Below are 26,045 nucleotides of genomic sequence, written 5' to 3'. Positions count from 1 at the left end.
CACAGAGCCGTTTGCTCGTTCTCCGCGACACCCGCACACGGGCGGCTCCCTTGCCTGCGCCCACGGCACCGGAACCCACTCCCCCGAGAAGAACGACGAGAGGTAACCCCTATGAAACGCCTGGACAATCGACGCATATTCATCACCGGGGCCGCCTCCGGCATCGGCCGTGCGACGACCTTGCGGCTGCTCGCCGAAGGTGCGCATGTCGTCGCCACCGATGTCGCCGAGGAAGGGCTTGCGGAGACCGCCGCCCTCGCCACCAAGGCCGGAACCGGCGACGACCGGTTGAACACCGCCGTCCTGGACGTCTCCGACGAGAACGCCGTGAACACGGTCGTGGCGGACGCCGTCACCCGACTCGGCGGACTCGACGCCCTGGTCAACGTGGCCGGCATGCTGCGCGGCGCGCACACGCACGAATGCTCGCTCGACCTGTGGAACCGCGTGATCGCCGTGAACCTCACCGGCACGTTCCTCGTCACCCGGGCCGCGCTGCCCGCCCTTCTGGAGACGGGCCAGGGCGTGGTGGTCAACTTCAGCTCCACCTCGGCGCAGTTCGCCCACCCGTTCATGGCCGCGTACTCCGCGAGCAAGGGAGGCATCCTGTCCTTCACCCACAGCATCGCCCAGGAATACGCCAAGCACGGTCTGCGCGCGGTGAACATCAACCCGGGCAGCATCTCCAGCGGCATCACCGAGAACATCTTCTCGCTCGTGCCCGAGGACACCGACTGGAACCTCTTCACCAAGCTCACTCCGGCCATCGGCGAAGGCTTCGGCTCACCCGACACCGTCGCCGGCGTGGTCGCCATGCTCGTGTCCGACGACGGCGCCTTCATCACCGGGACCGAGATCCGCATCGACGGCGGCACCCACCAGTAGCCGTCCCCACCGGGTCTCCGGCTCGGATCACCGGGTGGAGATCTTGTGGACGGTGGTGTCGTCGGGGTTCAGCCGTCGCCCGTCCTCAGACAGCACTTCCAGTGCGCGGAGGCGATGTCCCTGTCTGCGGTCGACCAACTGTGAGTGTGGTTCGCCGGGGGCGAAGAAGTGCTGTTCGCCCCACTGCCGCAGTGCCACGATGACGGGGAAGAGCGCCTGGCCCTTCGGAGTCAGTACGTACTCGCGGTAGGCGCTGCCGTCCGAGGCGGGGACGGATTCGAGGACACCGCCGGCGACCAGGGTGCGCAGACGCGCGGTGAGGATGTTCTTCGCCACGCCGAGGCTGCGCTGGAACTCGCCGAAGCGCCGGCTTCCGTCGAAGGCGTCCCGCACGATCAGCAGGGACCACCAGTCGCCGATCGCGTCCACCGACCGGGCGACGGGACAGTCGCTCTCGTCGAAGCGCGTCCTGGTCACCATGGCGTCCCTCACTCTCACAACGGTTGCAACATGCTACCAAAAAGCCTACGGTCGCCATTGGTAGCAAGATGAAACCAGATGTGCGGAGGAGTGCTGATGCCCGGCAGCGGTGAGGCCGTGACACAACGGACCGAGGCCCGAAGCGAGGAGGGTTCCGCGTTCGCCCTGCCCCGTGGCGTCGTCATACTGTTCGCCGTCGCCTGCGGGGCAGCGGTGGCCAACGTCTACTTCTCCCAGCCGCTCCTGGTGACCATGGGCCACGATCTCGCCATGAGCCCGGCACTTGTCGGCAGCGTGGTCACCCTGACGCATGTCGGATACGGGCTGGGACTCTTCTTCCTCGTCCCGCTGGGCGACGTGGCCGACCGCAGACGGCTCATCGTGGCCCAGTTGCTGCTCCTGGTGGTGGTGCTGGCCGTGGTCGCCACCGCCCACTCGGCGGCGATCCTGCTCGCGGGCATGGCCGCGATGGGACTTCTCGCGGTCGTCACGCAGACGCTGGTGGCCTTCGCGGCATCACTGGCCCCTCCCGCCGGGCGCGGACGGGTCGTCGGTCTGGTCACCAGCGGCGTGGTCATCGGAGTCCTGCTCGCCCGCACCGCGTCCGGCCTCATGGCCGATCTCGCGGGCTGGCGCTCCGTCTACGTCGCCTCGGCGTCGCTCACCGCGCTGCTCGCCCTGGTCCTGTACCGAGTGCTGCCGCGCCACCGTGACGCTCCGCCGACACCCCTGCGCTACGGACAGCTCCTGCGCTCCACGATCACCCTGTTCGCACGCGAACGACTGCTGCGGCTCCGGGCCCTGTTCGGTCTGCTGATCTTCGCCGCCTTCAGCACCCTGTGGAGCAGCGTCGCGCTGCCGCTCAGCGAGGCCCCGTACTTCCTGCCCCACAGCGCGATCGGGGCGCTGGGGCTGATCGGTGTCACCGGCGCCCTGGCCGCGACCGTGGCGGGCCGACTGAACGACCGCGGACTCTCCCGGCGGACCACCGGCATCGCCCTGGCACTGCTCACCGTCTCGTGGTTGCCCTTGGCCTTCACCCACAGTTCGCTCTGGGCCCTGGTCGTCGGGGTGATCCTGCTCGACCTCGCCGTGCAGGCGGTCCATGTCACCAACCAGACCCTGATCTACGCGCTGCACCCGGACGCGGGCAGCCGGCTGATCGGCGGATACATGGTCTTCTACTCGATCGGCAGCGCCACCGGCGCCATCGCCGCGACCTCCCTCTACACGGTGGCCGGCTGGGGCGCCGTATGCGTACTGGGCGCCTCGTTCAGCTCGCTCGGGCTCCTGCTGTGGGCGTCTTCCGGCCGCCGCTGAAATCGGGCTCATTCCCGTCCGTCTCAGTATCCCTGACCCCGTTTCCCTCCCAACGTTTTGTCTCATCCGAAAGCGCGCATAGAGGCCGCTTCTCCTGATCCGCAGTCAAAATCAACCCGATTTGCGGGCTTTTAAAAAGCTCTCAAGACTTCGACACCGGTGTCCCAATGATGACCCGTTTGCGAGGCTTTCCGGAGCGCCGTATCCCTCAGTGTTCCGCTACCGGAAATTTCCAAAATGGCAACAGAGTCGAACCTTTATCGAGCGCTTGTTGTAACCTCTTATTTCTCGTCCGACCGCCCTGTCTCTAAGAGGAGCATGTGTGGGTTTATTCCCCGGAGCCGATCCCCCGCCCATCCGCGTGGCAGGGAAGGCACGTGCCGTCCTCTACATCGTCCACAACCGGGTTTCCCTGCGGACGCTGCGCCGGGTGCACCGGCTCCTGGCAGACGACAGCCGCCTTTCCTTCGCTGCGACGCTCGCCCCGGACCACTTCGGGCGGGGCTGCGAGGCGGAGGTCGGCCGCTGGGGCCTGCCCCTGGTGCCGTTCGAGGCGGCAACCGCCGAGCCGTGGGACCTGGCGATCTTCGCCAACCACGGCGGAGCCCACCTGTTCACCCGGGCCGGGGCCCGGGTGTTCGTCCCGCACGGGGTGGGCGCGGGCAAGCAGGTGCTGGGCCAGGACTTCACCTACGGCCCGGACTTCGTCCTTCGCTCGGAGGAACCGATCTACACCGCCATGTTCGAAGCGAGCGAGGAGGGGCGGGCGCGGGCCGAGGGCCTCACCCCTCAGCTCACCGGGCGAATACGGGTCGTCGGTGACCTGGAGACCGACGAGTTCCTCGCCGTCCTCGCGCGCCGCGCCACCGCCCGTGCCCTGCTGGGCGCCGGCCCCGAAGATCTCCTCGTTCTGCTCTCGGCCACGTGGGGCGATGCCGGAATGCTCGCTTGGCACGGCCCAGCCCTGCTGAAGAGCGCCCGTCTGTTGCCCGGGCACGTCCGGGTCGTCCTCAAGCCACACCCCCACAACTGGGACCAGCGCGGACGCCCCCGTCCCCACCTCGCCCGCGCTCTTGCCGCGGCCCCGGAGACGGTGTGCCTCGTCCCGCCGTGGCAGTCCTGGATGGGCGCGTACGCCGCCGCCGACCTCGCGGTGTACGACTTCGGCTCGCTCGCCCTGCGCTTCGCCCTGCGGCCCAGGCCGATGGTCGCCGTCCCCGCCGAACCGGGTGCCGTCACCCCCGGGTCCCCGGTGGACTCGCTGCGCGCCATGACGCCCCAACTGGCCGCGCCCTCGCTGCCGCAGGCGCTCGAACTCGCCCTGGAGACGGGGGTGCCGCCGGGGCTCGCCGACCTCGCGCCCCGGTTCGTCAGCCACCCCGGTCAGGCCGCGCCCCGCACCCGCGGCGCGCTGTACGAGCTCCTGGACCTGGCCGTACCCGGCCCGCAGGACAGGGAGGAGGAGACAAAGGAAAGGGAGCTGGAGGCGAGCGGATGAGGGCCGTCGTCGCAGGCATCGCCAACCAGCAGACGCGGCTGCCGGTGCAGGGCTTCCCCCACCCTTACAGCCCCGCGCGTCACCTGCCCGGCCGGATCGAGGACATGGTCGGCGGGGTGGGCTTCAACGTCGCCGCGGCCCTCGCACAACTGGGGGCCGCCGTCGAGCTGATCGCGCCGTTGGCCGACGACGCCCCCGGGCAGGCCGTGCTGGCCGCGGCACACCGTCTGGGCGTTGGCACCGGCCGGTGCACCAGGTCCCTGGAGCGCACCCCGCGGTCCGTCATCCTCGTGGACACCGCGGGCCGTCGCCAGGTCAACACCGACCTCGGCGGGGCCCTGGCCGCCTCCTTCGACGCTGCCGCGTTCCGCGCCACCGCCGCCGGGGCGGACGTGTGCGTGCTGGGCAACCTCGACTTCTCCCGCCCGCTGCTGCCCGCCGCCCGAGGACTGGGGGTGCCGGTGGTGGTGGACCTTCAGGACGTGCGCGGCCCTGACAACCCCTACGATCGGGACTTCCTCGCCGCCGACACCCTCGTCATGAGCCACGAGCGCCTCTCCGGCCAGGACCTGCCCGGCTTCCTGCTCGCGCTGCGCTCCCGCTCTCGCGCCTTACTGCTCGTCCTCACCCTCGGCGCCGACGGCAGCCTCGCCCTTGCGCCCGACGACGCCGACTGCTGGCACACCCCGGCTGTGGACGTCGGCCCGGTTCCCGACACCACCGGGGCGGGCGACGCCTTCACCGCCGCCCTCGCGCATGCGCTCCACGGTCTGCGCCTGCCCGCCCGGAGGGCCGTCCGCGCCGCCACCGCCTACGCGGCCTCCCACCTCTCCGCCGGCGAGCTGCGGCGATGACGGGGCTGCGCATACTGATGGCGGCCCAGGCGGTGTCGCTGGCCGGCTCGGGGATCAACGCGGCAGCCGTGGCCTACCTGGTGACGGTCCGCTCGGGTGTCCCCGCCCTCGGCCTGGTGCAGGGGATCCCGCTGGTGGCCACCGTCGTGTGCGCGCCCTGGATCGGCGTCCTGGTGGACCGTCACGACGCCCGCCGTGGCCTGGTCGTCTCCTCGACGGTGCTGGCGGTCCTCACCGCCCTGATGCTCCACTACGGGGCCTGGTGGTACGCCCTGGTCCTGGCCGTCCGCACCCCGTGGGAGGTCGCCCTCTCCGGGTCCCTGACCCGTCTCCTGCCGGCCGCCGCCGCCCGCGCCGCCGTGCCCGTGGCCAAGGCGAGCGGGACGATGTCGCTCACCGGCCGGCTGGCCACCGCCGCCGGGGTCGCCGTCGGTCCCTTCCTCGCCGGGACGCTGGGACCGGCCGTCTTCCTGGCCGACGCGGTCACGTTCGCCGTCACCGCCTTCGCCTTCCACGGCCTGCGCCTGCCCGCCCCGGCCACCGCCACACGCACCGGATCCAGCGTGGCCCGCCAGTTCCACGAGGGGCTGCGCTACCTGCACGGGCGGCCGCTGGCCCTGTACACGGCCGTGCTGTACACCGTCGCGGGCGTCGCCTGGGGGGCCAAGGACACTCTCTACGTCGCCTACGTCGACGAACGCCTGGGCCTGTCGGCGCACGTGTGGGCCGGTCCCTACGGGGCCGCGGCGCTCGCAGGGGAGACCGCCGCCGCGGCCCTCATCGCCTCCGGCCGCCTGGGCCGACCCGAGCGGATTCCCGCCGTGGCCACAGGAGCGGTGATGCTGCTGGGTGGCTGCCTGCTGACGGCCGCCGCGACGACCTCTCCGCCGGTGGCCTTCGCCGCCAAGGTGCTGGAGGGAGCGGCCACGAACGTGGTCGGGGTGCTTGCCGTGACCTTCGTGTCACTGCTGGCGGCCGAGCACATGCGCGGCCGGATGAAGACCCTGCTGACCACGGCCAACCGCGTCTCCCTCGGCGGGGCGAAGGGGGCTCTGCCGCCCCTGGCCGGGGTGCTGGGCGTCCACAGCGCCTACGCCGCGGCAGGCGCGGTGGTCCTGGCCGGGCCCGCGCTGGCCGCGCTCCTTGTGCGCCGCCGGCTGCGGAGCCTGTGAGGGCCGGAAACCGCGTCGCCTTATGCGACGTGCTTTCCCTTGCTTGAGCAAGCAGATACAGTCCCTGTGTGATGGCTCCGAGGCAGAGATCGCACGAGACGCCGCCGCGCGCCGCCGACGACGCGCAGGACGACCGCTGGTGCATGGCCGTACGGCTGTTGGGCCGCGTGGAGAAGCAGTTGGACCAGGCCCTACAGCAACGCCACGGCCTGCCGCTGTCGGAGTACCGCGCCCTGTGTGCGCTGACCCGCTCCGACGGGGAATCCGCCCTGCGTATGGGCGAGTTGGCCGACCGGATCGGATTGAAGGACAGCACGGTGACGCGCCTGGTCGGCCGGCTGGAAGCCCGAGGGCTGGCGGAGCGGGCCGCCTCGGCCGGTGACGGCCGGGCGGTCGCCGCGAGCATCACACCGGCGGGCCGGCAGTGCTACGCGGAGGTGACACCCACCTATCGGGCGGCCCTCGGGGACACCCTGGGGGCCTCGCTGACCAACGTGTACCTCGCCGATCTCGCCGCCTGGGTGCTTACGGGCGAGTCCGCGGTGAACAGCGCTCCCGCCCTCGACCCGCCTGCCGGGGCGTAGGCGCCGCCAGCTGATCGGCCTTGGTGCCGTACCGGCCCCGTGTCGACGGACTTCACGAATGGAACACGTATGACCACTGCTGCCGAACACTACGACGACCTGCTCGCCGAGCACTACACATGGATGCTCGGCGGTGACATCGAGACGGCGGCGGCCGCCCAGGCCGAACTCCTCGGCGAACTGGGGCTGTTCGCCCATCCGGGCGAGGAAGACGCCGCCGTCGATCTCGGCTGCGGTCCGGGCCCGCAGACTCTGGCCCTCGCCCACCTCGGTTTCGCGTCGGTGACCGCCGTCGACACCAGTGCCGCGCTCCTCGACGAACTCCTGGAGCACGCCAGGCGCTCCGGAACCGCGCAGGCCGTCCGCCCCGTCCACGGAGACATCCGCGAGGCCCTGCCCCGCCTTGCCCCGGGTTCGGTCGCCGCCGTTGTATGCATGGGCGACACCCTGCCGCATCTGCCCGACCGGACGGACGTGCAGGAACTGATCACAAGCGTCGCCAAGGCGCTGCGCCCGGGCGGAAGTTTCGTCGCCACCTACCGCGATCTGACACACGAACTCCTCGGCCCGGACCGCTTCATCCCCGTCCGCAGCACCGAGGACCAGATCCTCACCTGCTTCCTCGACTACCTCGACGAGGACACGGTCCAGGTCCACGACCTGCTGCACACCCGCCGTAACGACACCTGGCACCTGAAGACCGGCAGCTACCCCAAACTCCGGCTGAATTCCGAGTGGTTGACCACGCAGTGCGATGCGGCCGGCCTCCACGTCCGCCGCAACGAGGCGGGCCCCCGCGGCTTGTATGTCCTGCATGCCGTCAAACCCTGACCATCAACGAGTACAGATACGAGGCGCGTGGCGCATCGATGACTTTCCAAGCAGCACAAGATAAGATCCACGCAATTACGGCCATGCATGAGAGATGAATAATGACGTCAATGGATGACATCCTGAAGGAAATCGCCGATCTCCGGAAGGTTGTGGGGAACAGTTCCAGGCAGGTTGAGGCCCTGACGGATCTCTACGAAATCATTCCCGTCAAGCATGCAATGCCCAAGACCACAAAATGGACGGCCTGGCCAGACCTCCTCCTGTTCCTGGTTTCACAGATCCAGGAGCGACGTCCGGTTTCCATCCTGGACGTGGGGAGCGGCGCCACAACGGTCTGGATGGCAAACGCGCTTCGCCATTTCGAAATCCCCGGAACGATTGTCTCGATCGACCATGACAAGGACTTCGGTGATGCAACCGCCGCCACCTTGAAGCACCAAGGGCTGGACACATACGCGCAAGTGCGTATCGCCCCACTGGTTGAGGTGGACATCAAAGGAGAGCGGTGGCGCTGGTACGACCCGACACAGATAGAAGATGTAGAGAACTGCGACATGGCGGTGATCGATGGGCCTCCAGGATTCTTGCAACCACTCTCAAGGTACCCGGCACTCCCGATGCTTGAGTCGAAAGTAAACGGCGATGCGCGGATATTCATGGACGATGCGAGCCGCCCCGACGAGCTGGAGATAGTCGAGCGCTGGCGCCGCGAGTATCCGGATTGGTCCTCTGATTTCATTGAGCACGAAAAGGGGACGGCTGTTCTGAGGCGTTCCCGCTGACCGGTTGACCCGAAGTATGCGGGCGGACCGGCTGCGGAATATCTCGTCAGTGTTCGGCCGTTTCGGACGAGTCGAGGCTGGTCCGCAGCGTCACCGGCTTCAGCAGGACCGCCGCGACGATGCCGAGGGCCGCTACCGCGGCGCCGATGAGGAAGACGAGTCCGGTCGCGTCGCCGTAGGCGACGCGGGCGGTTTCCCGGCCCTGCGCAGTCCGTTCGGCGACGTGGCGAGCCAGGACTGCGCCCAGGACGGTGACGCCGAACGTGCCGCCCAGGGAGCGGAAGAAGGTGACCGTGGTGCTGGCCGTGCCGATGTCCTTCAGCGGGACGGAGTTCTGCACGGCGAGGACGAAGTTCTGCATGGTCATGCCGACGCCGAGGCCGATGCACAGCATCGCCGCGCTCATGAAGACCAGGGACGTCCTGTGGTCAATGGTGCCGAGTCCGGCGAACCCGGCCGTGAGCAGGACGGAACCGACGATGACAAAGGGCTTGAGTTTCCCGGTCCTGCTGAGCAGCCGCCCCGCGAGGATGGAGGAGACCAGGATGCCGCCCATCATCGGAATGGCCAGCAGCCCCGCCTCGGTGGCCGTGTAACCGCGGCTGACCTGGAAATACTGGCTGAGGTAGACCGAGGCCGCGAACATGGCCGTGCCGGCGGCGAGGCTTCCGAGGATCGCCAGCACGGTGGTGCGCTGCTTGATGATGTGGAGCGGCACGATGGGCTCGGCGGCGCGCGCTTCCACCCACAGCGCGACGGACAGCAGGACCACTGCCGCACCGACCATGGCGGCGGTCTGCCAGGACGCCCAGGCGAACGAGCTGTCGACGAACGAGATCCAGATGAGCAGCACGCTGACGCCCGAGGCGATGAGTGTCGCTCCCAGGTAGTCGATCTTCACGTCGTCGCGTCGGATGACCGGGAGGCGCAGCGTCCGCTGGAGGAGGACCAGCGCGGCGACGGCGACCGGAATGCTGATGAAGAAGCACCACCGCCACCCCAGCCACGAGGTGTCGACGATGAGGCCGCCCAGCAGCGGACCGCCGATGGTGGACAGGGCCGTGACACTGCTGAGGTAGCCGCTGTACCGGCCGCGTTCGCGCGGCGGGATCATCGCCGCGATGGCGATCTGGACCAGGGACTGTACGCCGCCGACGCCTACGCCCTGTAAGGCGCGCGCGGCGATGAGCTGCCCTGGTGACTGGCTCACCCCCGCCGCCACCGACCCGAGGACGAAGACGGTGACGGCGATCTGTACGAGGTTCTTCTTGTTGAACAGGTCCGCCAGCTTGCCCCAGATCGGGGTGGTGGCGGTGGTGCTGAGCAGGGTCGCGGTGACGACCCAGGTGTACTGGGTCGGCGAGCCGTGCAACGCGCCGATCATCTTCGGCAGCGCGGTGGAGACCACCGTGCTGCTGAGCGTCGCGACGAAGAGCGCGCTGAGCAAGCCGCTGAGGGCCACCAGGACCTGTCGCCGGGCCTTGGGCGGCTGGGGGTCCGCGGTGGTGGCGGGCTCGTTCGCCGCGGCTGTGCTCATCAGGCGGGCTCCGGGGAGGGTCGGACAACGGACAGCGAACGCGACGGACCGGCGGCGGACCGGTCCCGTCGGCACATCAGGTGGTCCTTCACGGCTCCTGGCTTCCTCCCGCCGTGCGCGTGCCGGGATGAGGAGCGTGGTCGACGACGAGTTGACGGAGTTTGCGCAGCTCGCGATGGCTGTTCCAGCCGAGCACTCCGACCACCTTGCCCTCGTGGCCGTAGGCGGCGACGAACCGGCGGTCGTCCAGGCTGCCGTGCACGATCTTCACGTCCGCGTCGTCGGGGAAGATGCCGTAGGCCTGGATGCGGGCGTCGTACTGGTCGCTCCAGAAGTAGGGAATGGGGGCGAAGGGGCGCTGTTCACCGAGGAGGTCCGCGGCCACGGCCATGCCCTGCTCGGTGGCGTTGAGGCGGTGTTCGACGCGCATCCGCAGGCCGAAGTGCGGGTTGTGCCAGGACGCGACGTCTCCGGCGGCGTAGATACCGGGGGCGGCCTGGCAGCGGGCGCCGCACTCCACGCCGTTGCCAAGGGGCAGTCCGGAGTCGGTCAGCCAGTCCGTCGCCGGTGTGGATCCCACGGCGACCAGGACCAGGTCCGCGTCGAGCTTCGTGCCGTCGGCCAGTTCGACGGCGACCACCCGGCCGGCGGATTCCAGGAACCGGGCCACGCCGACCCCCAGGCGCAGTGCGACCCCGTGATCGCTGTGCATCTGTCCGACGAGTTCCCCGATCCGGTCGCCGAGTTGTCGGCGCATCGGCACCGGCAGCGGGTCGACCAGCGTGACCTCCAGCCCCATGGTGCGGGCCACCGCCGCCACCTCGGCGCCGAGGAACCCGGCGCCGACCACGACGGCCTTCGGCCGGGCCAGCAGATGGGTCCGCAGCGTGAGGGCGTCGTCGAGCGTGCGCAGGACGTGCACGCCCGCCAGGTCGTCCCCGGGCAGCCGGCGCGGGGTGACGCCGGTGGCGATGACCAGGGCGCCGAACGGGAGGCGGTCACCGCCGTCCAGCAGGACCTTCCGCCGGGCGATGTCCAGCCCGGCTGCCCGGCGGCCGAGTCGAAAGTCCGCGTCCAGCCTGCCGATGGCCTCCTCGTCACGCAGCCTCACCCGCTCCGGCTGCCAGTCACCGGACAGGACCTGCTTGGACAGCGGCGGCCGGTCGTACGGAAGGTGCGGCTCGTCGCCGATGAGGGTGAGCGCCCCGTCGTATCCCTTGTTGCGCAGGGCCTCGGCCGTGGCCAGTCCGGCGGCCGAGGCTCCTACGATCACCAGGTCCCTGGGCATCGGCGTCATCACCAGGTCACCGGAAGCTCGTAGGCCCCGTAGACGAACCCGTCGTGCTTGAACGGGATCTCCCCCAGGTCCGCGGCCAGGGCCAGTGTCGGGATCCGCCGCAGGAGGGCGGGGTAGGCGACTTGCAACTCCATGCGGGCCAACGGCTGGCCCAGGCACTGGTGGATCCCGTATCCGAACGTCACATGACGGCGGGCGTCGCGGGTGAGGTCCAGCCGGTCCGGGTCGGGGAAGACCAACGGATCCCGGTTCGCGGTCTCGTTGACCGTGATGATGCCTTCGCCGGCCCGGATGACCTGGCCGGCGATCTCGATGTCCTCCCGTGCCGCCCGGCGCAATCCGCCGTGCGTGATGGTGAGGTAGCGCAGCAGTTCATCGACCGCCAGGGCGATCGCCTTCGGGTCCTCGGCGTCCCGCAGGAGTGTCAGCTGGTCAGGGTGGTGAAGCAGGGCAAGCGTACCCAGCGTGATCATGTTCGCGGTGGTCTCGTGTCCCGCGAACAGCATCAGCACCCCCATCTCGGTCGCCTCTTCCCGGGACAGCTCGCCGCCCTTGATCCGCTCGGCGAGTCCGGAGAGCAGGTCCTCAGCGGGGTGGACGAGCTTCTCGGCCAGCAGCCCGTCCAGGTACTCGGACAGTCGCTGCCTGGCTCCCATCCGCTGCTCGGCGGTCGAGTTCCGGTTGATGATGGTCTTGCTGTTCGACTGGAAGAAGTCGTGGTCGTCGTAGGGCACGCCGAGCAGATTGGAGATCACCAGCGACGGCACCGGCAGCGCGAACGCCTCGACGAGATCCGTCGGCTTGGGGCCGTCGAGCATCTTGTCGATCAGGTCGTCCGTGATCCGCTGGGTGGGTGGGCGCATGGCCTCCACCCGCTTGATGGTGAACGCGGACGTCACCATGCGGCGCAGGCGGGCATGTTCGGGATCGTCCATCATGATGAAGCTGGTGCCGGTTGAGCGCTTGCCCTGCTTCTTCAGTCGGTCGATCGTCTCGACCTCCCCGGGGGAGAGCTTGGGCGCGCCGGGCTGGAACGGGTCCACGCTGACCCGCTGGTCGGACAGCACCGCCCGGTGTTCCTCCCAACCGGTCACCAGCCATGCGAGGGTCCCGTCCCACAGCCGGACCCGGGTCAGCGGGCCCTCCGCCTGCCGTGCCCGCATCGCGGGTGCCGGATCGAGCGGACACCGCGCGGACCTGCCGATGTCGTAATCCGGAGTGTCCACCGGGGTCCCGCTCGGCGAATTGCCTGCTGCACCGGTCACTGCTTCTCCTCGCTCGTGGGGGGGGGCACGGGGCTCGGGGGCGCGGGGATGCTCCAGCGAGAGATCGTCGAGTCCGCTGCGGTGCGCGGCCGTGACCTGCGCGCGCAGCCGCTGCGCGCCCCCGGTCTCCCGCGACTCGACATCGCTGCGGACCAGGCAACACCAGCGGGAGCAGTTAAGTCAATTCATTGATTTAATTTCGGCCGGACCCGGCGCCACGCGAACGAAGGCGCACCGAACGGGTCGGCCGGTCAGTCCTCGCGCGTGACCGGCGCCTGCCACAGCGCGACAATGGCGTCGATCAGACCGTTCGCCGTGTCGTGCCAACTGGCCCGGGGTGTCGGCGCGTTGTCCGCAAGGGCGCGCTCCCGCTCCGCGGACATCTGGGCGATCAAGTGACGCGTCATGGCGCCGCGCTCGGCATGCACCTCGGCCGGCAGCTCGGGCAGACAGCGGTCCAGGCCCTCCTGCAACCGCCGCATCGACGGCGAGCCGGCCGCGAACTCCTCGGCCGTGACAGCACGCAGGGCCGGGTCGGCCGTGACCTGGGCGATGAACCGGGCGTACCAGCTGGGGGTACCCAGAGCCTCCAGATGCTCGGTGACAGGGCGGACCGCGCAGGCCACCCAGTCCCGCAGATCGGCGGAGTCTCCGATGGCCTCGATCATGCGCAGACGGCCGACCTCGACCGGCTCGGCATGCCGGCGGGCGATGGCGCGTATCAGGTCGATCTTCGTGCCGAAGTGATAGCTGACCGCGGCGTTGTTGCCCTGTCCGGCGGCCTCGCTGATCTGACGGTTGGCGACCGCGTGCACCCCGCGTTCGGCGAACAACCGCTCCGCCGCGTCCAGGAGTGCCAACCGCGTCGCGCTGACCTGCTCGTCTCGTCTCGTCCTGTCGGCCATCGCCACCACCACCTCGGGACGTCACACCCGTCCACGAGAGCCCGTCCCCCAGGCCACCGCAGATCCTCGGCCAGGTCGGCGAGGCCAAACGACGAAAGCGTACGCAATGACGTGGCCGGTCCCGGCCGACGGAGAGACCAGCCATGCCCCCACGCCCCTGAAGCACTATGGCGCAATCCCCTCTGTTTCGGCCGCACGCATGCGATACGGTTAAATCAATCGGTTGATTTAACCGTGACATGACCAAGGCCGTCGTCGACACCCTGGTCGAGCAGATTCCCGACTTCGCGATGGCGCGGGCAGCCGGATGCCCATGCGCCCCGCCACCTCGGCTGCGACGACTGCACCCGAACAGCCGCTCACCCAAGCCCGGTTGTGGGACGGCAGCCAGCCCCGCCCACCTGCCGGGCGGCAACCGCTGCGCAAACCACACCCCTTCACCCCCACCCGAAGAGGCCAGATGAGCCAGAACGACCCCATCGTCCGCCTGCCACTGCCCACCGACGGTCCCCTGGACCCGCCGCCCGAATGGGAGTTGCTGCGCGCACAGTGTCCGGTGGCCACCGTCGAACTCCCCAGCGGAGACACCGGCACGCTGCTGACCCGCTACGAACACGTCAAGGCACTCCTGTCGGACCCACGCTTCTCGCGCCCGGCCGCCGAGGACGACAGCGCGAGGATCGCCCCGGAAGGGGGCGGCGGCGTATCGACCAACAGCGGCACGTCGCTCTCGCTCCACATGAAGGGCGAAGGCCACCAGAGGTGGCGCCGTCACGTCGGCAAGTACTTCACCGCAAAGCGCGTGACGGCGCTGCGCCCCGGCATGGAGGAGATGGCCGAGGCCATCGTCGCCGCCATGGTCAAGAGCGGCCCGCCCGCCGACCTCAAGGCAGCGCTCGGCTTCCCGCTGCCGGTCTACGTGATCTGCGGCCTCCTCGGCGCGCCCGTCGAGGACCGGGACCGCTTCTCCTACTGGTCCGACGCGTTCCTGAACGTCAGCCGCTACTCGGAGGAGGAGACCGGCGCGGCCCACGACGACTCCGTGGCCTACATGTCCGAGCTGATCGCGGCCAAGCGCGCCGAGCCCGGCGAAGACCTGATCAGCACCCTCATCGAGGAGAGCCGGGCGGAGGGTGAGGGGCTGACCGACCCCGAGCTCCGCGACACCGGCATGGCCCTGCTGGTCGCCGGGCACGAGACCACCGCGAACATGATCGGCAAGATGGTCGTCATGCTGCTGGCCGACCGCACCCGGTGGGACGGCCTGCTGGCCGACCCCTCTCTGGTGCGCACCGCGGTCGACGAGGTGCTGCGCTCCGACGCCAACCTGGGCGGCTACGGCCTCCGGCGCTATCTGACCGAAGACTACGAGGTCGACGGGACGGTGCTGCCGGGCGGCACCACCGTCTTCTGCGGCCTGTCCGCAGCCAACCGCGACGAGCGGGCCTTCACGGACCCGGCCGAGATGGACCTCACCCGCAGCCCCAACCCCCATCTCGCCTTCGGCGCCGGTGCCCACTCCTGCCTGGGCCAGTCCCTGGCCCGCACCGAACTCCAGGTCGTCCTCGAGGTCCTGCTGCGCAAGCTGCCGAGCCTCGACCTGGCCGTACCCGTCGCGCAGTTGCGCCAGGTCGAGGGACTCACCGTCGGCGGCCTGCGCGAGGTGCCCGTGCGATGGTGACCCGCCCCGCCGAAACCTCCGTACCGACCGACCGCACAGCCGAAGGCACGGCCGAAAAGAAAGGAGCGACCATGAAGGTCACCGTGGACGAGGACAAGTGCTGCGGCGCCGGGAGTTGCGTCCTCGCCGCACCGGACGTCTTCGACCAGCGCGACGAGGACGGCATCGTCGTCCTCCTCGACCCCGAGCCGGCAGCGGACCAGCACGCGGCCGTCCGGGACGCGGCCGCCGTATGCCCCGCCGCCGCCATCGCGCTGAGCGACGTATAACGCGCTGAACGCAGATCCCCTCCAGGTCGATGACGCAGTCGGCCTGGAGAGGTTCGCCGTGCGAGGTAACGGTGCCGATGGTGGTCGGCAACTGGGCTTGAGGGCAGCCTGTGAAGCGCTGAACGTCCGCCAGGGTCCAGGGCTCGGGGAGATGCCCGTCGTGGTGCTACGTGGCGGGGAGGAGCTCGACCACGGCGTGGCCCAACCGGGGCCGGATCCACTCACCGCTGCGTTCGATGCCGATGACGCCTCCGAGGAAGGCCATGTCAAAGGTGCCGGTGGGGGTCTCCCAGCGGAACGGAACACATGAGACATGGGAGGGGAAGTCGTCCTGGGCGGTGGTGCCGGGGCCGAACGACTGTAGGGGACATGGCCCGTCGTCGGTGTACCGGTGAGCGAAGAAGGCGGTGATCCAGCCGGTGACCCGGTCGCCGCCGGACCCCGACTCCCACTTGTAGAGCGACCGCCAGAATCCGTGGTCGACGCCCCAACCGGAGGCTGTCTCGCTGATCGCCTCCAACACCGGGTGCAGGGCGGTGAACCACGGGCGCAGGCCCTCGAACCACTCCGACAGCTCCCGCACGCGGGCCACCAGCAGGCGCCAGTCCCGGTCCGTGCCCTCCAGCCGGATCCGTGGAATGCCGCAGAGCGTCTGCCACCGGAAGCGGTAGTACGGACTGACCACGTCCATCAGCGCGACCAGCGCGGCGGTGGCATCGGCAGGGGTGGTAGTGGAGAAGGCGGGCTGGAACAGGTCGGCCACATCGTCGCCGATCCGGGAGCGCAGCGGCTGCTGTACCAGGTTGATCGAGCGCTCCCAGTCCTCGGGAGCGAAGTCGTCGCGGACGGCGATGGTCCGCTGATGACCGGGCGTGTCGGTGAAGAGTCCCTCGTACGTGCCGCGGTTCAGCCGGACGTGGACGGCCACCTCGTGCACGACGGCGTACCAGAGCAGGTCGGGTGACAGGCTCAGTGGCAGGTGGGCCGTGAAGCAAAGGTGGATGGCACGCAGCAGAAGGCTGGAGGTGGTCTCGGCGAGCTCGGTGAACTCGGTGGTCTCCGGACCGTTGGTGGTCCAGCCGACGAGGCGGTCAGTGCTGCGGTGGTGGAAACGCGCCTGGTCGCGGACCACCGCCCGCAGGAAGCGCTCGTTGCCGAGTTCGGTGAGTTCAGCTGCGAGCCGATCGGCATTGCGGTCTTCGCCGAGCGGCAGATCTATCTCGAAAGCCATCCGTATCCCCAGGAGCAGTGATCGGTCCCGATCTTAGAAGAGTGATGAAAACGTGGGCGCTGGCTCACATGCTCGGGACCGGCCTGGCAGCAAAACTCACGTGACTGTGACCCACGCGCTTCCTAGGATCGGATCTTGTGCGTACCCGTCCGTCCTTTATCAACGATGAGGCGATCGCCAGTGCGGTTGCCACCCACTGGCTGCCTGAGATCGCCGAAGTCGACTACCTGCCCTGGGGTTTCGGCGCACACCACTGGCGGGTGGCCGGTGGCGACAAGACGCTGTTCGTGACGTTGGACCAGTTGGCGCCCCGTCATACCGCGGCCTCGCTGGAGGCTGCCTACGCGGGGGCGGCCGCGCTGGCCGCCGGGGGTCTGGACATGGTGTGTGCGCCGTCGCCCGCGCGGCCCGGGCGGTTCACGATCGATGTCGGGCCCGGCGTGCTCAGTGTGACGCCGTGGCTGGACGGACGGTCTCCGACTGAGGCTGAGGCTCGCGCACCCCAGCACGTCCGCGAGGTGATCGCGGCGCTGGTCGCGTTGCATCGCACGGCACCACCGGACGGCCTGCCGTGCTGGGTTCCACGGGTCGGCCCGGGGTTCGCCGACGAGTTGCGGGCTCGCACCGCCCAGCCCTGGACGTCCGGCCCGCTGGCGGAGGAAGCCCGGGGTGCGCTTGCCTCACACCATGACGCGATCAAGCGCTGGACCGGCCGTTATGGAGAACTCGCGGACATCGCGCACTCCCATCGTGATCTCTGGGTGCCGACCCATGGCGAGCCGCACAACGACAACCAGGTCATGGTTGCCCGCGGACTGAAGCTGGTCGACTGGGAGTCGCTGGCTCTCGCGCCGCGTGAGCGGGACTACTCCGACCTGCTCGATACGGGTGAAGCCGACGGTTTGGCCCCCGACCCTGCGATGGTCGAACTGTTCGCACTTGATTGGCGGCTTTCCGAGATCGCCGAATATGCACTGTGGTTCACCACGCCGCACACCGGTACAGACGACGATCGCATCGCGTTGGAAGGACTGTACGAGGAATTGTCAGACGCCACTGATTGACCCCGCGACCAGAGTGGTCAGGCGACCCCCAGTAGGGTCCCCGCATCCAGCGTGGTGCACGATCGGAGACTCCAGCCCACACCCAGCAACGCGAGGGCCACCGCGAACACGGCGACGGAACCGCCGGGTGCGTTGGCGGCGGCGCCGTGGCCGTGGTCGCGCGGGTGGCGTCGGCCGGCGTCCGGCCCGCACCGCCGTATGGTCAGCCCCGGTCACCCAGGTCCAGGCGGTCGAGCAGCCCGGCGTCGGTGAAGGCGGCGACCAGTTCGTCACGGCCCTCGGTGAAGTGCGCCCAGCTGTCGTAGTGGACGGGAACCACCCGGCGGGCGCCCAGGATCTGGGCAGCGTGGGCGGCCTGTGTGCTGTCGAGGACGATCAGAGCGCCGTCGAAGAGGACGGGGAAGCGGGGAGCCCCGGCGAACAGGATGGCAGTGTCCACCGGACCGAACCGTTCGGCGATCTCCTCGACCAGGTCGAGCGAGGCGTTGTCGCCGCTGACGTACACCGTGGGCAGGCCCTCCCCCGTCAGGACGAATCCGACGACCTGGCCGGTGATCGGCTCGACGTCCTCGCGCACGCCGGGCCCGTGGAGGGCGGGCACGCCGGTGACGGTGATCGTGCCGCCGCCGGGGCGGTCCAGCTCGATCGACTCCCAGTCGGCCAGCCCCCGGGCCCCCGCACCGAGGCGCTGCCCGCCCCCAGGCGTGGTCAGGGTCAGTGGGACGTCGGCGAGCAGTGCCCGGCCGGAGGCGTCGAGGTTGTCGGGGTGCTCGTCGTGGGAGAGCAGGACCACGTCGATACGGCCGAGGTCGGCCGGCGCGGCGGCGGAGGAGGGCGCCGTCTTGGTCAGCCGGCCGCCCGGCACGTGGTAGTCGCGAGGCGCGTCGAAAGTCGGGTCGGTCAGGAAGCGCAGGCCCCCGTATTCGAAAAGGGCCGTCGGGCCGCCGAAGACGCGGACGGAGATCTGCTCAGCGGTCGTGCTGGTGCCGGCCATCAAAACCTCACGGATGGGTGTTGGGTTATCCGTGAGAGACGATAGCGGCGTCTCACGGATGAACACAAGCCGTACCATGACAGCCATGAGCGAGACCCCGACCTCCGAATCCGTGTCTCCGCCCGCGCCGGGGGCGGAGGAATACCTCGCCCTCGACTTCGTCAACAGCGCCGTCGCACTGCCCGGAGGGCACTTCATCGATCTCCTCGGCACCCCCGAGGCGGCCAATCGGTGGCTCACCGAACACGGTCTCGCGCCGGCTGACGCCGGGGTGCGGGAGATGTGCGCGGCGCAGCTGCGCTCCCTGCGCGAACACCTCAGATCGCTGTTCGCCGCCCGCGTCGCCGGGCTGCCCGCCCTGCCCGCGGCGCTGTCCGCTGTCAACGACGCGCTGAGCAGAGCCCCTTCGGCCGCCCTGCTGCACTGGGACGAGAAGAGCGGCCCCTACCGCGCGGCGCCGTGCCCCACCAACGAGATCCTCGACCGCGCTCTGGCGGCCCTCGCGGCCAACGCGGCCGACCTCCTCACCGGCCCCGACGCCGACCGCCTCACCGGCTGCGGTTCCACCCCGTGCAACCGCTACCTGCTGCGCCACGGCCGCCGCCAGTGGTGCTCCACCCGCTGCGGCGACCGCGCCCGCGCCGCCCGCGCCTACGCTCGACGCCCCCGGCCCACAGCAGGCTGACGAACCCATGCCACCCGGGAGAGTGACGCCGACATCGGCCGGCCGGACGGCGCGGGACAAGCATCGAAATTGATCATCCTGGCCACAGCAGTCGCGGGCCTCCCAGCGCCACAGCGTTGGGAGGCGCGGCCATGATCAGCCCAGCGATCGGCGGGCGTCTCGTTCCGGGTTGACCAGCAGTGCGAAGCACAGACCGCCGAAGGCCACGAGCACACCGAAGACGAGGAAGGCATCGGTGTAGCCCTGCTGCTCCGTCGCCGACCGGTCGAGGAGCCAGCCGGTGAACATCGGGCTGATGATCCCCGCGCTGGTACCGAGCGCGGTGAGGACCCCCAGCGCACCGCCACGCCGGGCGGCGGGGGCGATCTCGGCGACGGCCGGATTGGCGACGGCCTGCACGGTGGTGGACAGCCCGTATCCCAGCATCAGGAGAGCCACGGCGACGACGGGCGACGTCACCCAGTGCAGCAGAGTCAGGATGAGACCCGCGGCGACGAGGCAGCTGCCGCCGAAGACACCACGTACGAACCGGGAGGAAAAGCCACGGCGCAGCAGACGATCGGTGATCGGTCCGACCGACAACAGGGCCACGATGGCCATCGCGCTGGGCAGTCCGAAGAGGGAACCGGAGGTCGCGGCCGAGAAGCCGAGACCGTCCTCGAAGTAGGAGGGCAGCCAGGTGAAGACGACCGCGGCGAGCGCCCCTTGAGTGAAGTAGGCGGCCAGAGCGCCGAGGAAGGTGCCGTTCAGCAGGATCCGGCGCCACGGCACGCTGTCGCGGACGGCACGCTTCTCCTCCTCCTGCGGGTCCGAGGTCTTCTCGTGTGCCCGTCCGGTGGCCGCCTTGTCCGCATAGGGGCCGAGCCGACCGGTGAAGAACCACACGACGCTCCACGTCAGGGCGAGCAGCCCGACGGACAGGAAACCCGCCCGCCAGCCGAAGTGCAGGATGACCAGGGTCAGCACCGGGGCGAGCGCGAGCTTGCCGATCGCCGCGCCACAGGTGATGAGGGCGGCGGGCAGGCCGCGCCGCTCGTTGGGGAACCAGGAGTACGCGGCCATGTGCGCCAGGGGCTGGGCGGGGCCCTCGGCCGCGCCCACCATCACTCGGCTCGCGTAGATCGCGGCGCCGCTCACGGCGAACAGCGCGGGGACCTGCCCCGCTGCCCACAGCAGACCGCAGACCAGCAGGATCCAGCGGGGCGAAATCCGCTCGGACAGGAAGCCCGCGATCAGGCAGGTCACGCCGAACAGCAGGTAGGCGGCGCTGCCCAGCGATCCGAACTCCGCCTTGCTCAGGTGGAGATCCGCCATGAGCGGCTTGGCGGCCAGACCGAGCAGAGCCTTGTCCAGGAAGATCACTGCCGACGATGCCACGACGACGGCCAGGACCACCCAGGCACGCGCCGGTCTCGGCTCGGCCTCGCGTACGGCGGCGGGTGGGGCGGGGATGGGCCGTCCGTCAGGCCGATACGCGGGCGATCGTGAAACAGGCCGGGGCGGCGATCCCCGGGATGCCGGCCGCGGCGTCGGCCGAGGTCGTCACGGAGCCGCTGACGGATTGAACGCGTTGGTCGTTGGCAGGTCGGTCACGAGCAGCCGGTATCCGACGTCAATGGTGTCGAGCGTGAGCAGTTCGGCGTGGTGTGTGTGCCAGCGGCCGGTTGCCAGGTCGTCCGCGAGCCGGGCCAGACCGGGCGCGATGGCGTCTTCGCCGGTCTGGGCCAGCATGGAGATCCCCGCGCGCACCCGCGGGTCGAGATAGGCCGCGGGGCGGCGCCAGTATGCGGCGCCGAATCCGTCCACGCAGTCATGGGGGACCATGACCGGTTCCTGGCGCGCACCGCCGAGCAGGTCGACCAGCTGGTCGGTGGGGGTGGCGCGGGTGTCGTCGAGCGCGGCCGCCTCCGGGAGGTAGTCCCGGACGAGCCAGAACCGCTCGCGGAAGACCTGCTGGTCCCACGTCAGGATGACGATGCGGCGGCGGGCGACCCTGCGCAGCTCGGCCATTCCGGCTGCCAGGTCGGCCCAGTGGTGGACGGTCAGCAGGGCCATCGCGGCCTCGGCGGCGTTGTCACGCAGCGGGAGGTGCTCCGCGACGGCCCGCACGGCGGGCGCGGATCCCGGCGGGCGCTGGGCGATCATGACCTGGCTGGGCTCGACCGCGAGCGCGGTCCGCGGCGGCTCGTAGGAGCCGGTGCCCGCCCCGACGTTGATCACGTCGGTGACGTTCCCGAGGGCGGCGTGGATCTGCGCGGCGATCCGCGGATCAGGCTGTCGTGTCCGGGCGTACGCGGCGCCGAGCGTGTCGTAGGTGGCCATGCTCGTCAGTATGCGAAACGGGCACGGCCCCTGCCCTGCCTACGCGGGAAGCCGGTTACCGCCCCCGGCGAGGTTCCTCATGGCATCGACGGCCGACAAGGCCTTGACCGGACGCGAAGCGGCCCCTACATTCCTCACACCCTCGAGGTAGATCGATTAACCACTCGTTAACCGCCTGGTTGGAGACACCCCGCTGTGCACTCACCGCTGACTAGGCGCGGCTTCCTCGCCGCCGGTTCCGGCCTCGCCGCCGCGACCGCCCTGCCTGCCCTGTCCGGCTGCTCCCTTGTGGCCGCGGCGGACTCCGATCCCCATACGCTCGTCGTGCACAGCCAGCTGGGCACCACCTCCCCGGGATCGCCCACCTACCTCGCGGGCCTGGACCGATTCCGCAAGGAAAATCCGGGACTCAAGGTCAAGAACCTGATCAACGGCGATGACCTCGCGCAGGTGTACGAGACCTCGCGCCTGGCCCGCAAGGAGCCGGACGTCGTGATGGTCAACCTCTACGACAAGACGCTCGCGTGGACGGACGTCGGCGCCACCGTCGACGTCAAGGGCTACCTGGACGACTGGGGGCTGCGCGACCGGGTGCGCCCGGAGGCTCTCGCCGCGTGGACCGACGCCAAGGGCAGGCTGCGGGCCTTCCCCTACTTCGCCACGAACTGGCCTATCGCCTACAACAGAGCGCTGCTGGACCGGGCGGGCGTCGACGCGATACCCACCACGGGTGACGAGCTGATCGCCGCGGCCCGCAAGCTGCGCGCCAAGGGGATCGCGCCCGTGACCGTCGGCGGCAACGACTGGACCGGGCAGAAGCTGCTCGCCCAGATCATCCAGACCTTCCTGACCGAGGACGAGGCCAGGCACGTCTACTCCACCGGGGACTTCGGCAGCAGGGGCGCCCGGGAGGGCATCGAATACTTCGCGACGCTGCGGGACGCGGGCGTCTTCGCCGACAAGGCACAAGGCCTCACATCGGACCTGATGACCACGCAGTTCAACACCGAGTCCGCGGCGATGGAATCGGCGATGTCATCGGCGCTGGCGAAGGTGCCCGAGAAGGTCGTCCGGCACACCGAGGTCGGCGGCTGGCCGCTGGCCGACGGCGCCGTGCACGACAAGCCCACCATCCTGCGGACGTACACCCTGATCGGATTCTGGATCAGCCCGAACGGCGCCAAGAAGATCGATGCCGTCGAGAAGTTCCTGCGCTTCATGTACCGCCGCGACACCGTCTCCCGGTTCATCAAGGAGAGCGGCCGCGACATGGCGCTGCGCTCCGACACCGTCAGCACGGACTTCCCGCTGGTCGCCGCCGCGCAGAAGCTGGGCTCCGATGTGAGCCAGGTGCTGTTGCCCGATGTGTATGTTCCGCCCGCCGCCACCCAGCCGCTGATCACCGCGACCAGCACATCGTTCACCCGAGGCACCAGCGCCGCGAAGGTCCGCGCCGCGCTCGAGACCGCGTACCGCTCCGCGTGACCCGCCCGCCCGCTCGCTCGCATCCCGAGCCCGACCTCACGGAAGCCACCTCATGACGACGCTGACGTCGACCCCGGGCGGGGCCGCGGTCCGCCACCCCGCTCCGCCCTCCGCCACGCCCCGTTCGCACAACGCCCGACAGGGCGGCACGATCCTCGCCGTCCCCGCGCTGATCTGGTACGCGATCTTCATGATCGGTCCGGTGATCGCCATCTTCGTGATCGCCGCCCTGCACTGGCCGGGGATGCTTCAGCCGGTGTCCTTCGCCGGTCTCGACAACGTCCGCACGGTCTTCGACGACCCCGTGTTCTGGGACGCGGTGAACAACACCGCCGTCCAGCTCGCCGTGGCGCTGCCGATCATGATCGTATGCGCCTACATGCTGGGCTACTACGTCGCCCAGAAACCCCCCGGACACCGTGTCATCCGCTATCTGCTGTTCATCCCCGGCCTGATATCCACCCCCGCGAAGGCCATGGTGTTCTACGCGGCGCTGTCGCCGGACGGGCTGGTCAACGGCACGTTGCAGTCCGCGGGGCTCGGTTCGCTCACCGACGCCTGGCTCGCCTCGCCGTCGACGGCTCTGGCCTGTCTCATCGCCCTGGACGTATGGAGCGGGATCGGCTTCACCGCCGTCCTGTTCGCCGCCCGGCTCGACAGCGTCCCGGACGAGCTCGGCGAGGCGGCACAGCTGGACGGGGCCGGGCACTGGCGGACCATGTGGCGCATCCACTTCCCCGTGATCCGTGACTATGTCGGCGTCGTCACCATGCTTCAGTTCCTGTGGACCCTCTTCGGCTCGGCACAGCACGTCCTGCTGCTCACCATGGGCGGTCCCGGCAGTTCGTCGACGACGCTGTCGTTTCTCGTGTATCAGAAGGCGTTCATCGCGGCCGACCTGGGTTACAGCCAGACCGTCGGCGTCGTCCTCTTTCTGGCCGGGCTCGTCGGGCTGCTCGCCATCCGCCGCGCGTTTCGCCAGAACTACTGATCGGAGCGGTCACCATGAAACTCGGCAAACGCTGGCTGCCCGCACACCTTCTGGTGTGGACCTACGCGGTGCTGCTGATCGTGCCGCTCTACTACTTCCTCGCCTCCGCGTTCAAGAGCAACGAGGAGATCTTCGCCCATCCCTTCGCGCTGCCGGACTCACTCGGCTTCGACAACTTCCGGACGGCCTACACCAGCGCCTCCCTGGGGCCGGCCATCGTCAACTCGGCTCTGGTGACGGTCCTTTCGCTGGCGCTGACCCTGCTGCTGGCGCTGCCCGCGTCGTTCGCCCTCGCCCGGTCGACCGGACGGCTGGCCTCGGCGATGGAGAAGGTCTTCTCGCTCGGCTTCCTGATCCCGACGTTCGCGGCGCTCTTCCCGACGTTTCTGCTCGCCGCGGCCACCGGGCTGTTCCATACACAGCTCTTCATGGTCCTTTTCCTGCCCGCGACGGCGATGCCGCTGTCGGTGGTGATCCTGGTGCAGTTCATGCGGACCATCCCCAGGGAGATGGAGGAGGCCGCCCGGATGGACGGGGCGTCCACCTACACGGTGCTGCGCCACATCTACACGCCGATGTGTCTGCCCGGCATCGCCACCGTGGTCCTGCTGAACTTCCTGACGTTCTGGAACGAGTACCTGTACTCGCTCGTCATCATCGGCCCGGACCCCGACCAGCGCACCGTCCAGGCGGCCCTGCCCACGCTGAAGGCGGTCATCGGCACCGACTACGGCGTCCTCACGGCCGGCACGGTGCTGACCCTCATCCCCGTATGGATCGTCTACACGGTGCTCCAGAAGCGCATGCAGCAGGCGCTCATCAGCGGCGCGGTGAAGATGTGAGCGCGCCTGCCGGGAAGCAGGGCCGCCGGCCCACCATCAAGGCGGTGGCGGCCGCCGCCGGGGTGTCTACGGCGGCCGTGTCCCAGGCCTTCCACGGCAAGGGCCGGCTGTCGGAGCCGACCAGGCAGCGCATCCTGGACACCGCGGGAGAGCTCGGCTGGTCGCCGAGCGCGCCCGCCGCCGCCCTGCGCAACGCCCGTACCCGCATCCTCGCGCTCGTGGTGCGGCGCCCCACCGACGTGCTCGGCGCGGATCCGCACTTCAGCGAGCTGATCACCGGTATCGAGGGCGAACTCGCGCCCCGCGGCTACGGCCTCCTGCTGCATCTGGTCGCGGGGGCGCAGGAGGAGAACGCCCTCTACAGGCAGCTCACGGCCGAAGGCCGGGTCGACGGAGCCGTCCTGACGGACGCGCACACCGACGACCCGCGCCCCGCCCTGCTGGCCCGCCTCGGCCTGCCCGCCGTGCTGCTCGGTCCCCCCGACCGTGCCGCCCGGGTGCCGAGCGTCGGCCTCGGCCACCAGGGCGCCGCCGTCGAGGAGGTCGTCCGCCACCTGCTCGGCCTCGGACACCGACGCATCGCCTATGTGGCGGGCCCCGCCGACCTGCTGCACACACGGCTGCGCGGCGGTGTCTTCGAGACGGCCCTCAAGGCGGCCGGTCTGCGGCCCTACGCGGTCCTCCACACCGACTTCACCGAAGTGTCCGCCGTGGCCGCGACCCGGGCGCTGCTGGACACCGCCGACCGCGCCACCGCGATCGTCTACGCCAACGACTCCATGGCGGTGTGCGGCATCGGCGCCGCCCAGCGCGCCGGTCTGCGGGTCCCCGACGACCTGTCGGTCGTCGGCTACGACAACCTGCCGCTCGGCCGGTGGCTGCACCCCCGGCTGACCACGGTGGACCAACAAGTGCAGCGGGTCGGCGCGGCCGCCGCCCGGCTGCTCCTCGCCCGCTGCGGCGAGGACGTCGAGGAGACGGTGCTCGACGACCGGCCGCGTCTGGTCGTCCGCGAGTCCACGGGGCCCGCCCCCGCCTCCCCCGCCTGACGCCCGCGCTGCCACCACG

At 69.9% G+C, this 26,045-nt stretch carries 25 protein-coding genes; 16 read left to right on the top strand and 9 right to left on the bottom strand.

The annotated features are described in order from the left end of the window. Nucleotides 1–111 precede the first annotated feature (111 nt). Nucleotides 112–885: an SDR family NAD(P)-dependent oxidoreductase gene (locus ACH4S9_RS32065; RefSeq protein WP_311724032.1), complete on the top strand. Its 774-nt coding sequence runs from the start codon at nt 112–114 to the stop codon at nt 883–885. 27 nt (nt 886–912) lie between these two features. Here the strand turns inward: ACH4S9_RS32065 and ACH4S9_RS32060 are convergent, their stop codons facing one another. Then, nucleotides 913–1,365 (bottom strand): helix-turn-helix domain-containing protein, encoded by a 453-nt coding sequence (locus ACH4S9_RS32060; protein WP_358847193.1) that lies wholly within the window; start codon nt 1,363–1,365, stop codon nt 913–915. A gap of 96 nt (nt 1,366–1,461) precedes the next feature. Here ACH4S9_RS32060 and ACH4S9_RS32055 point away from each other — a divergent pair, with 96 nt between their 5' ends. The 7 genes from ACH4S9_RS32055 to ACH4S9_RS32025 all read left to right on the top strand — a co-directional run bounded on the left by ACH4S9_RS32055 (nt 1,462) and on the right by ACH4S9_RS32025 (nt 8,409). Next, a complete protein-coding gene (locus ACH4S9_RS32055; protein ID WP_398375037.1) occupies nt 1,462–2,685 on the top strand; it encodes an MFS transporter in 1,224 nt (407 codons plus the stop codon). Nucleotides 2,686–3,007: 322 nt separating this feature from the next. Beyond that, nucleotides 3,008–4,183 (top strand): hypothetical protein, encoded by a 1,176-nt coding sequence (locus ACH4S9_RS32050; protein ID WP_398375035.1) that lies wholly within the window; start codon nt 3,008–3,010, stop codon nt 4,181–4,183. After that, entirely contained in the window at nt 4,180–5,037 is an 858-nt protein-coding gene (locus tag ACH4S9_RS32045) for a carbohydrate kinase family protein (protein ID WP_361187348.1), read from the top strand. Before ACH4S9_RS32050 ends, ACH4S9_RS32045 begins: the two co-directional genes overlap by 4 nt. Beyond that, nucleotides 5,034–6,209 (top strand): MFS transporter, encoded by a 1,176-nt coding sequence (locus ACH4S9_RS32040; protein WP_398375033.1) that lies wholly within the window; start codon nt 5,034–5,036, stop codon nt 6,207–6,209. Before ACH4S9_RS32045 ends, ACH4S9_RS32040 begins: the two co-directional genes overlap by 4 nt. Before the next feature lie 71 nt (nt 6,210–6,280). Further along, complete coding sequence (locus tag ACH4S9_RS32035) at nt 6,281–6,793, top strand: MarR family winged helix-turn-helix transcriptional regulator (RefSeq protein WP_398375031.1); 513 nt, start codon at nt 6,281–6,283, stop codon at nt 6,791–6,793. Between the two features lie 69 nt (nt 6,794–6,862). Continuing rightward, nucleotides 6,863–7,624 carry a class I SAM-dependent methyltransferase gene (locus tag ACH4S9_RS32030; protein ID WP_398375030.1) on the top strand — a complete coding sequence of 254 codons (762 nt, stop codon included), beginning with the start codon at nt 6,863–6,865 and terminating at the stop codon, nt 7,622–7,624. Between the two features lie 110 nt (nt 7,625–7,734). After that, complete coding sequence (locus tag ACH4S9_RS32025) at nt 7,735–8,409, top strand: hypothetical protein (RefSeq protein ID WP_358847188.1); 675 nt, start codon at nt 7,735–7,737, stop codon at nt 8,407–8,409. A 46-nt stretch (nt 8,410–8,455) separates the two neighbouring features. Here the strand turns inward: ACH4S9_RS32025 and ACH4S9_RS32020 are convergent, their stop codons facing one another. From ACH4S9_RS32020 to ACH4S9_RS32005, 4 genes are all read right to left on the bottom strand, one after another. After that, nucleotides 8,456–9,946 (bottom strand): MDR family MFS transporter, encoded by a 1,491-nt coding sequence (locus ACH4S9_RS32020; RefSeq protein ID WP_398375028.1) that lies wholly within the window; start codon nt 9,944–9,946, stop codon nt 8,456–8,458. An 88-nt stretch (nt 9,947–10,034) separates the two neighbouring features. Next, nucleotides 10,035–11,234: an NAD(P)/FAD-dependent oxidoreductase gene (locus ACH4S9_RS32015; RefSeq protein WP_385338335.1), complete on the bottom strand. Its 1,200-nt coding sequence runs from the start codon at nt 11,232–11,234 to the stop codon at nt 10,035–10,037. Between the two features lie 8 nt (nt 11,235–11,242). Then, nucleotides 11,243–12,508 carry a cytochrome P450 gene (locus ACH4S9_RS32010; protein WP_311724021.1) on the bottom strand — a complete coding sequence of 422 codons (1,266 nt, stop codon included), beginning with the start codon at nt 12,506–12,508 and terminating at the stop codon, nt 11,243–11,245. Nucleotides 12,509–12,759: 251 nt separating this feature from the next. Further along, nucleotides 12,760–13,413 carry a TetR family transcriptional regulator gene (locus tag ACH4S9_RS32005; RefSeq protein WP_358847184.1) on the bottom strand — a complete coding sequence of 218 codons (654 nt, stop codon included), beginning with the start codon at nt 13,411–13,413 and terminating at the stop codon, nt 12,760–12,762. A gap of 460 nt (nt 13,414–13,873) precedes the next feature. Between ACH4S9_RS32005 and ACH4S9_RS32000 the strand changes: the two genes are divergently transcribed. Both ACH4S9_RS32000 and ACH4S9_RS31995 read left to right on the top strand, forming a co-directional pair. Next, complete coding sequence (locus ACH4S9_RS32000) at nt 13,874–15,094, top strand: cytochrome P450 (RefSeq protein WP_398375026.1); 1,221 nt, start codon at nt 13,874–13,876, stop codon at nt 15,092–15,094. A 71-nt stretch (nt 15,095–15,165) separates the two neighbouring features. Beyond that, nucleotides 15,166–15,363, top strand: a complete 198-nt coding sequence (locus ACH4S9_RS31995; RefSeq protein ID WP_311724019.1) for a ferredoxin — start codon at nt 15,166–15,168, stop codon at nt 15,361–15,363. 166 nt (nt 15,364–15,529) lie between these two features. Here ACH4S9_RS31995 and ACH4S9_RS31990 read toward each other — a convergent pair whose 3' ends face one another. Further along, on the bottom strand, nt 15,530–16,594 hold the full coding sequence (locus ACH4S9_RS31990) for a DUF4419 domain-containing protein (RefSeq protein ID WP_398375023.1): 1,065 nt from the start codon (nt 16,592–16,594) through the stop codon (nt 15,530–15,532). 137 nt (nt 16,595–16,731) lie between these two features. Here ACH4S9_RS31990 and ACH4S9_RS31985 point away from each other — a divergent pair, with 137 nt between their 5' ends. After that, complete coding sequence (locus ACH4S9_RS31985) at nt 16,732–17,658, top strand: phosphotransferase (RefSeq protein WP_385338343.1); 927 nt, start codon at nt 16,732–16,734, stop codon at nt 17,656–17,658. A 202-nt stretch (nt 17,659–17,860) separates the two neighbouring features. Here the strand turns inward: ACH4S9_RS31985 and ACH4S9_RS31980 are convergent, their stop codons facing one another. Continuing rightward, nucleotides 17,861–18,652, bottom strand: a complete 792-nt coding sequence (locus ACH4S9_RS31980) for an MBL fold metallo-hydrolase (protein WP_398375022.1) — start codon at nt 18,650–18,652, stop codon at nt 17,861–17,863. An 85-nt stretch (nt 18,653–18,737) separates the two neighbouring features. Between ACH4S9_RS31980 and ACH4S9_RS31975 the strand changes: the two genes are divergently transcribed. Beyond that, nucleotides 18,738–19,337, top strand: coding sequence for a CGNR zinc finger domain-containing protein (locus tag ACH4S9_RS31975; RefSeq protein WP_398375020.1), 600 nt, complete (start codon nt 18,738–18,740; stop codon nt 19,335–19,337). Between the two features lie 135 nt (nt 19,338–19,472). On the opposite strand, the gene ACH4S9_RS31970 is transcribed toward ACH4S9_RS31975, so the two are convergent. Both ACH4S9_RS31970 and ACH4S9_RS31965 read right to left on the bottom strand, forming a co-directional pair. Then, nucleotides 19,473–20,714 (bottom strand): MFS transporter, encoded by a 1,242-nt coding sequence (locus ACH4S9_RS31970; protein WP_361187325.1) that lies wholly within the window; start codon nt 20,712–20,714, stop codon nt 19,473–19,475. A gap of 165 nt (nt 20,715–20,879) precedes the next feature. Beyond that, on the bottom strand, nt 20,880–21,659 hold the full coding sequence (locus tag ACH4S9_RS31965) for a methyltransferase domain-containing protein (protein WP_398375018.1): 780 nt from the start codon (nt 21,657–21,659) through the stop codon (nt 20,880–20,882). Nucleotides 21,660–21,854: 195 nt separating this feature from the next. Between ACH4S9_RS31965 and ACH4S9_RS31960 the strand changes: the two genes are divergently transcribed. The 4 genes from ACH4S9_RS31960 to ACH4S9_RS31945 are packed head-to-tail and all read left to right on the top strand — an operon-like array spanning nt 21,855 to nt 26,026. Beyond that, on the top strand, nt 21,855–23,144 hold the full coding sequence (locus tag ACH4S9_RS31960; RefSeq protein WP_398375016.1) for an ABC transporter substrate-binding protein: 1,290 nt from the start codon (nt 21,855–21,857) through the stop codon (nt 23,142–23,144). 52 nt (nt 23,145–23,196) lie between these two features. Then, a complete protein-coding gene (locus ACH4S9_RS31955) occupies nt 23,197–24,135 on the top strand; it encodes a sugar ABC transporter permease (protein ID WP_358847176.1) in 939 nt (312 codons plus the stop codon). 14 nt (nt 24,136–24,149) lie between these two features. Then, nucleotides 24,150–24,977 (top strand): carbohydrate ABC transporter permease, encoded by an 828-nt coding sequence (locus ACH4S9_RS31950; RefSeq protein ID WP_385338356.1) that lies wholly within the window; start codon nt 24,150–24,152, stop codon nt 24,975–24,977. Next, complete coding sequence (locus tag ACH4S9_RS31945; protein WP_385338359.1) at nt 24,974–26,026, top strand: LacI family DNA-binding transcriptional regulator; 1,053 nt, start codon at nt 24,974–24,976, stop codon at nt 26,024–26,026. Before ACH4S9_RS31950 ends, ACH4S9_RS31945 begins: the two co-directional genes overlap by 4 nt. Nucleotides 26,027–26,045: the final 19 nt, after the last annotated feature.

This window comes from Streptomyces sp. NPDC021225 (assembly GCF_044332865.1).
Lineage (GTDB): Bacteria > Actinomycetota > Actinomycetes > Streptomycetales > Streptomycetaceae > Streptomyces.
Note: the sequence above shows the minus strand (reverse complement) of the source record. Positions and strands in the feature narration are given on the sequence as shown.

Coding starts and splice junctions, on each gene's coding strand:
- ACH4S9_RS31975 (WP_398375020.1), top strand. CDS start 18,738: ATGAGCGAGACCCCGACCTCCGAATCCGTGTCTCCGCCCGCGCCGGGG.
- ACH4S9_RS32020 (WP_398375028.1), bottom strand. CDS start 9,946: ATGAGCACAGCCGCGGCGAACGAGCCCGCCACCACCGCGGACCCCCAG.
- ACH4S9_RS32055 (WP_398375037.1), top strand. CDS start 1,462: ATGCCCGGCAGCGGTGAGGCCGTGACACAACGGACCGAGGCCCGAAGC.
- ACH4S9_RS31980 (WP_398375022.1), bottom strand. CDS start 18,652: ATGGCCGGCACCAGCACGACCGCTGAGCAGATCTCCGTCCGCGTCTTC.
- ACH4S9_RS32015 (WP_385338335.1), bottom strand. CDS start 11,234: ATGCCCAGGGACCTGGTGATCGTAGGAGCCTCGGCCGCCGGACTGGCC.
- ACH4S9_RS32025 (WP_358847188.1), top strand. CDS start 7,735: ATGGATGACATCCTGAAGGAAATCGCCGATCTCCGGAAGGTTGTGGGG.
- ACH4S9_RS31990 (WP_398375023.1), bottom strand. CDS start 16,594: ATGGCTTTCGAGATAGATCTGCCGCTCGGCGAAGACCGCAATGCCGAT.
- ACH4S9_RS32030 (WP_398375030.1), top strand. CDS start 6,863: ATGACCACTGCTGCCGAACACTACGACGACCTGCTCGCCGAGCACTAC.
- ACH4S9_RS32065 (WP_311724032.1), top strand. CDS start 112: ATGAAACGCCTGGACAATCGACGCATATTCATCACCGGGGCCGCCTCC.
- ACH4S9_RS32045 (WP_361187348.1), top strand. CDS start 4,180: ATGAGGGCCGTCGTCGCAGGCATCGCCAACCAGCAGACGCGGCTGCCG.
- ACH4S9_RS31965 (WP_398375018.1), bottom strand. CDS start 21,659: ATGGCCACCTACGACACGCTCGGCGCCGCGTACGCCCGGACACGACAG.
- ACH4S9_RS32040 (WP_398375033.1), top strand. CDS start 5,034: ATGACGGGGCTGCGCATACTGATGGCGGCCCAGGCGGTGTCGCTGGCC.
- ACH4S9_RS32005 (WP_358847184.1), bottom strand. CDS start 13,413: ATGGCCGACAGGACGAGACGAGACGAGCAGGTCAGCGCGACGCGGTTG.
- ACH4S9_RS31955 (WP_358847176.1), top strand. CDS start 23,197: ATGACGACGCTGACGTCGACCCCGGGCGGGGCCGCGGTCCGCCACCCC.
- ACH4S9_RS32035 (WP_398375031.1), top strand. CDS start 6,281: ATGGCTCCGAGGCAGAGATCGCACGAGACGCCGCCGCGCGCCGCCGAC.
- ACH4S9_RS32060 (WP_358847193.1), bottom strand. CDS start 1,365: ATGGTGACCAGGACGCGCTTCGACGAGAGCGACTGTCCCGTCGCCCGG.
- ACH4S9_RS32000 (WP_398375026.1), top strand. CDS start 13,874: ATGAGCCAGAACGACCCCATCGTCCGCCTGCCACTGCCCACCGACGGT.
- ACH4S9_RS31995 (WP_311724019.1), top strand. CDS start 15,166: ATGAAGGTCACCGTGGACGAGGACAAGTGCTGCGGCGCCGGGAGTTGC.
- ACH4S9_RS31950 (WP_385338356.1), top strand. CDS start 24,150: ATGAAACTCGGCAAACGCTGGCTGCCCGCACACCTTCTGGTGTGGACC.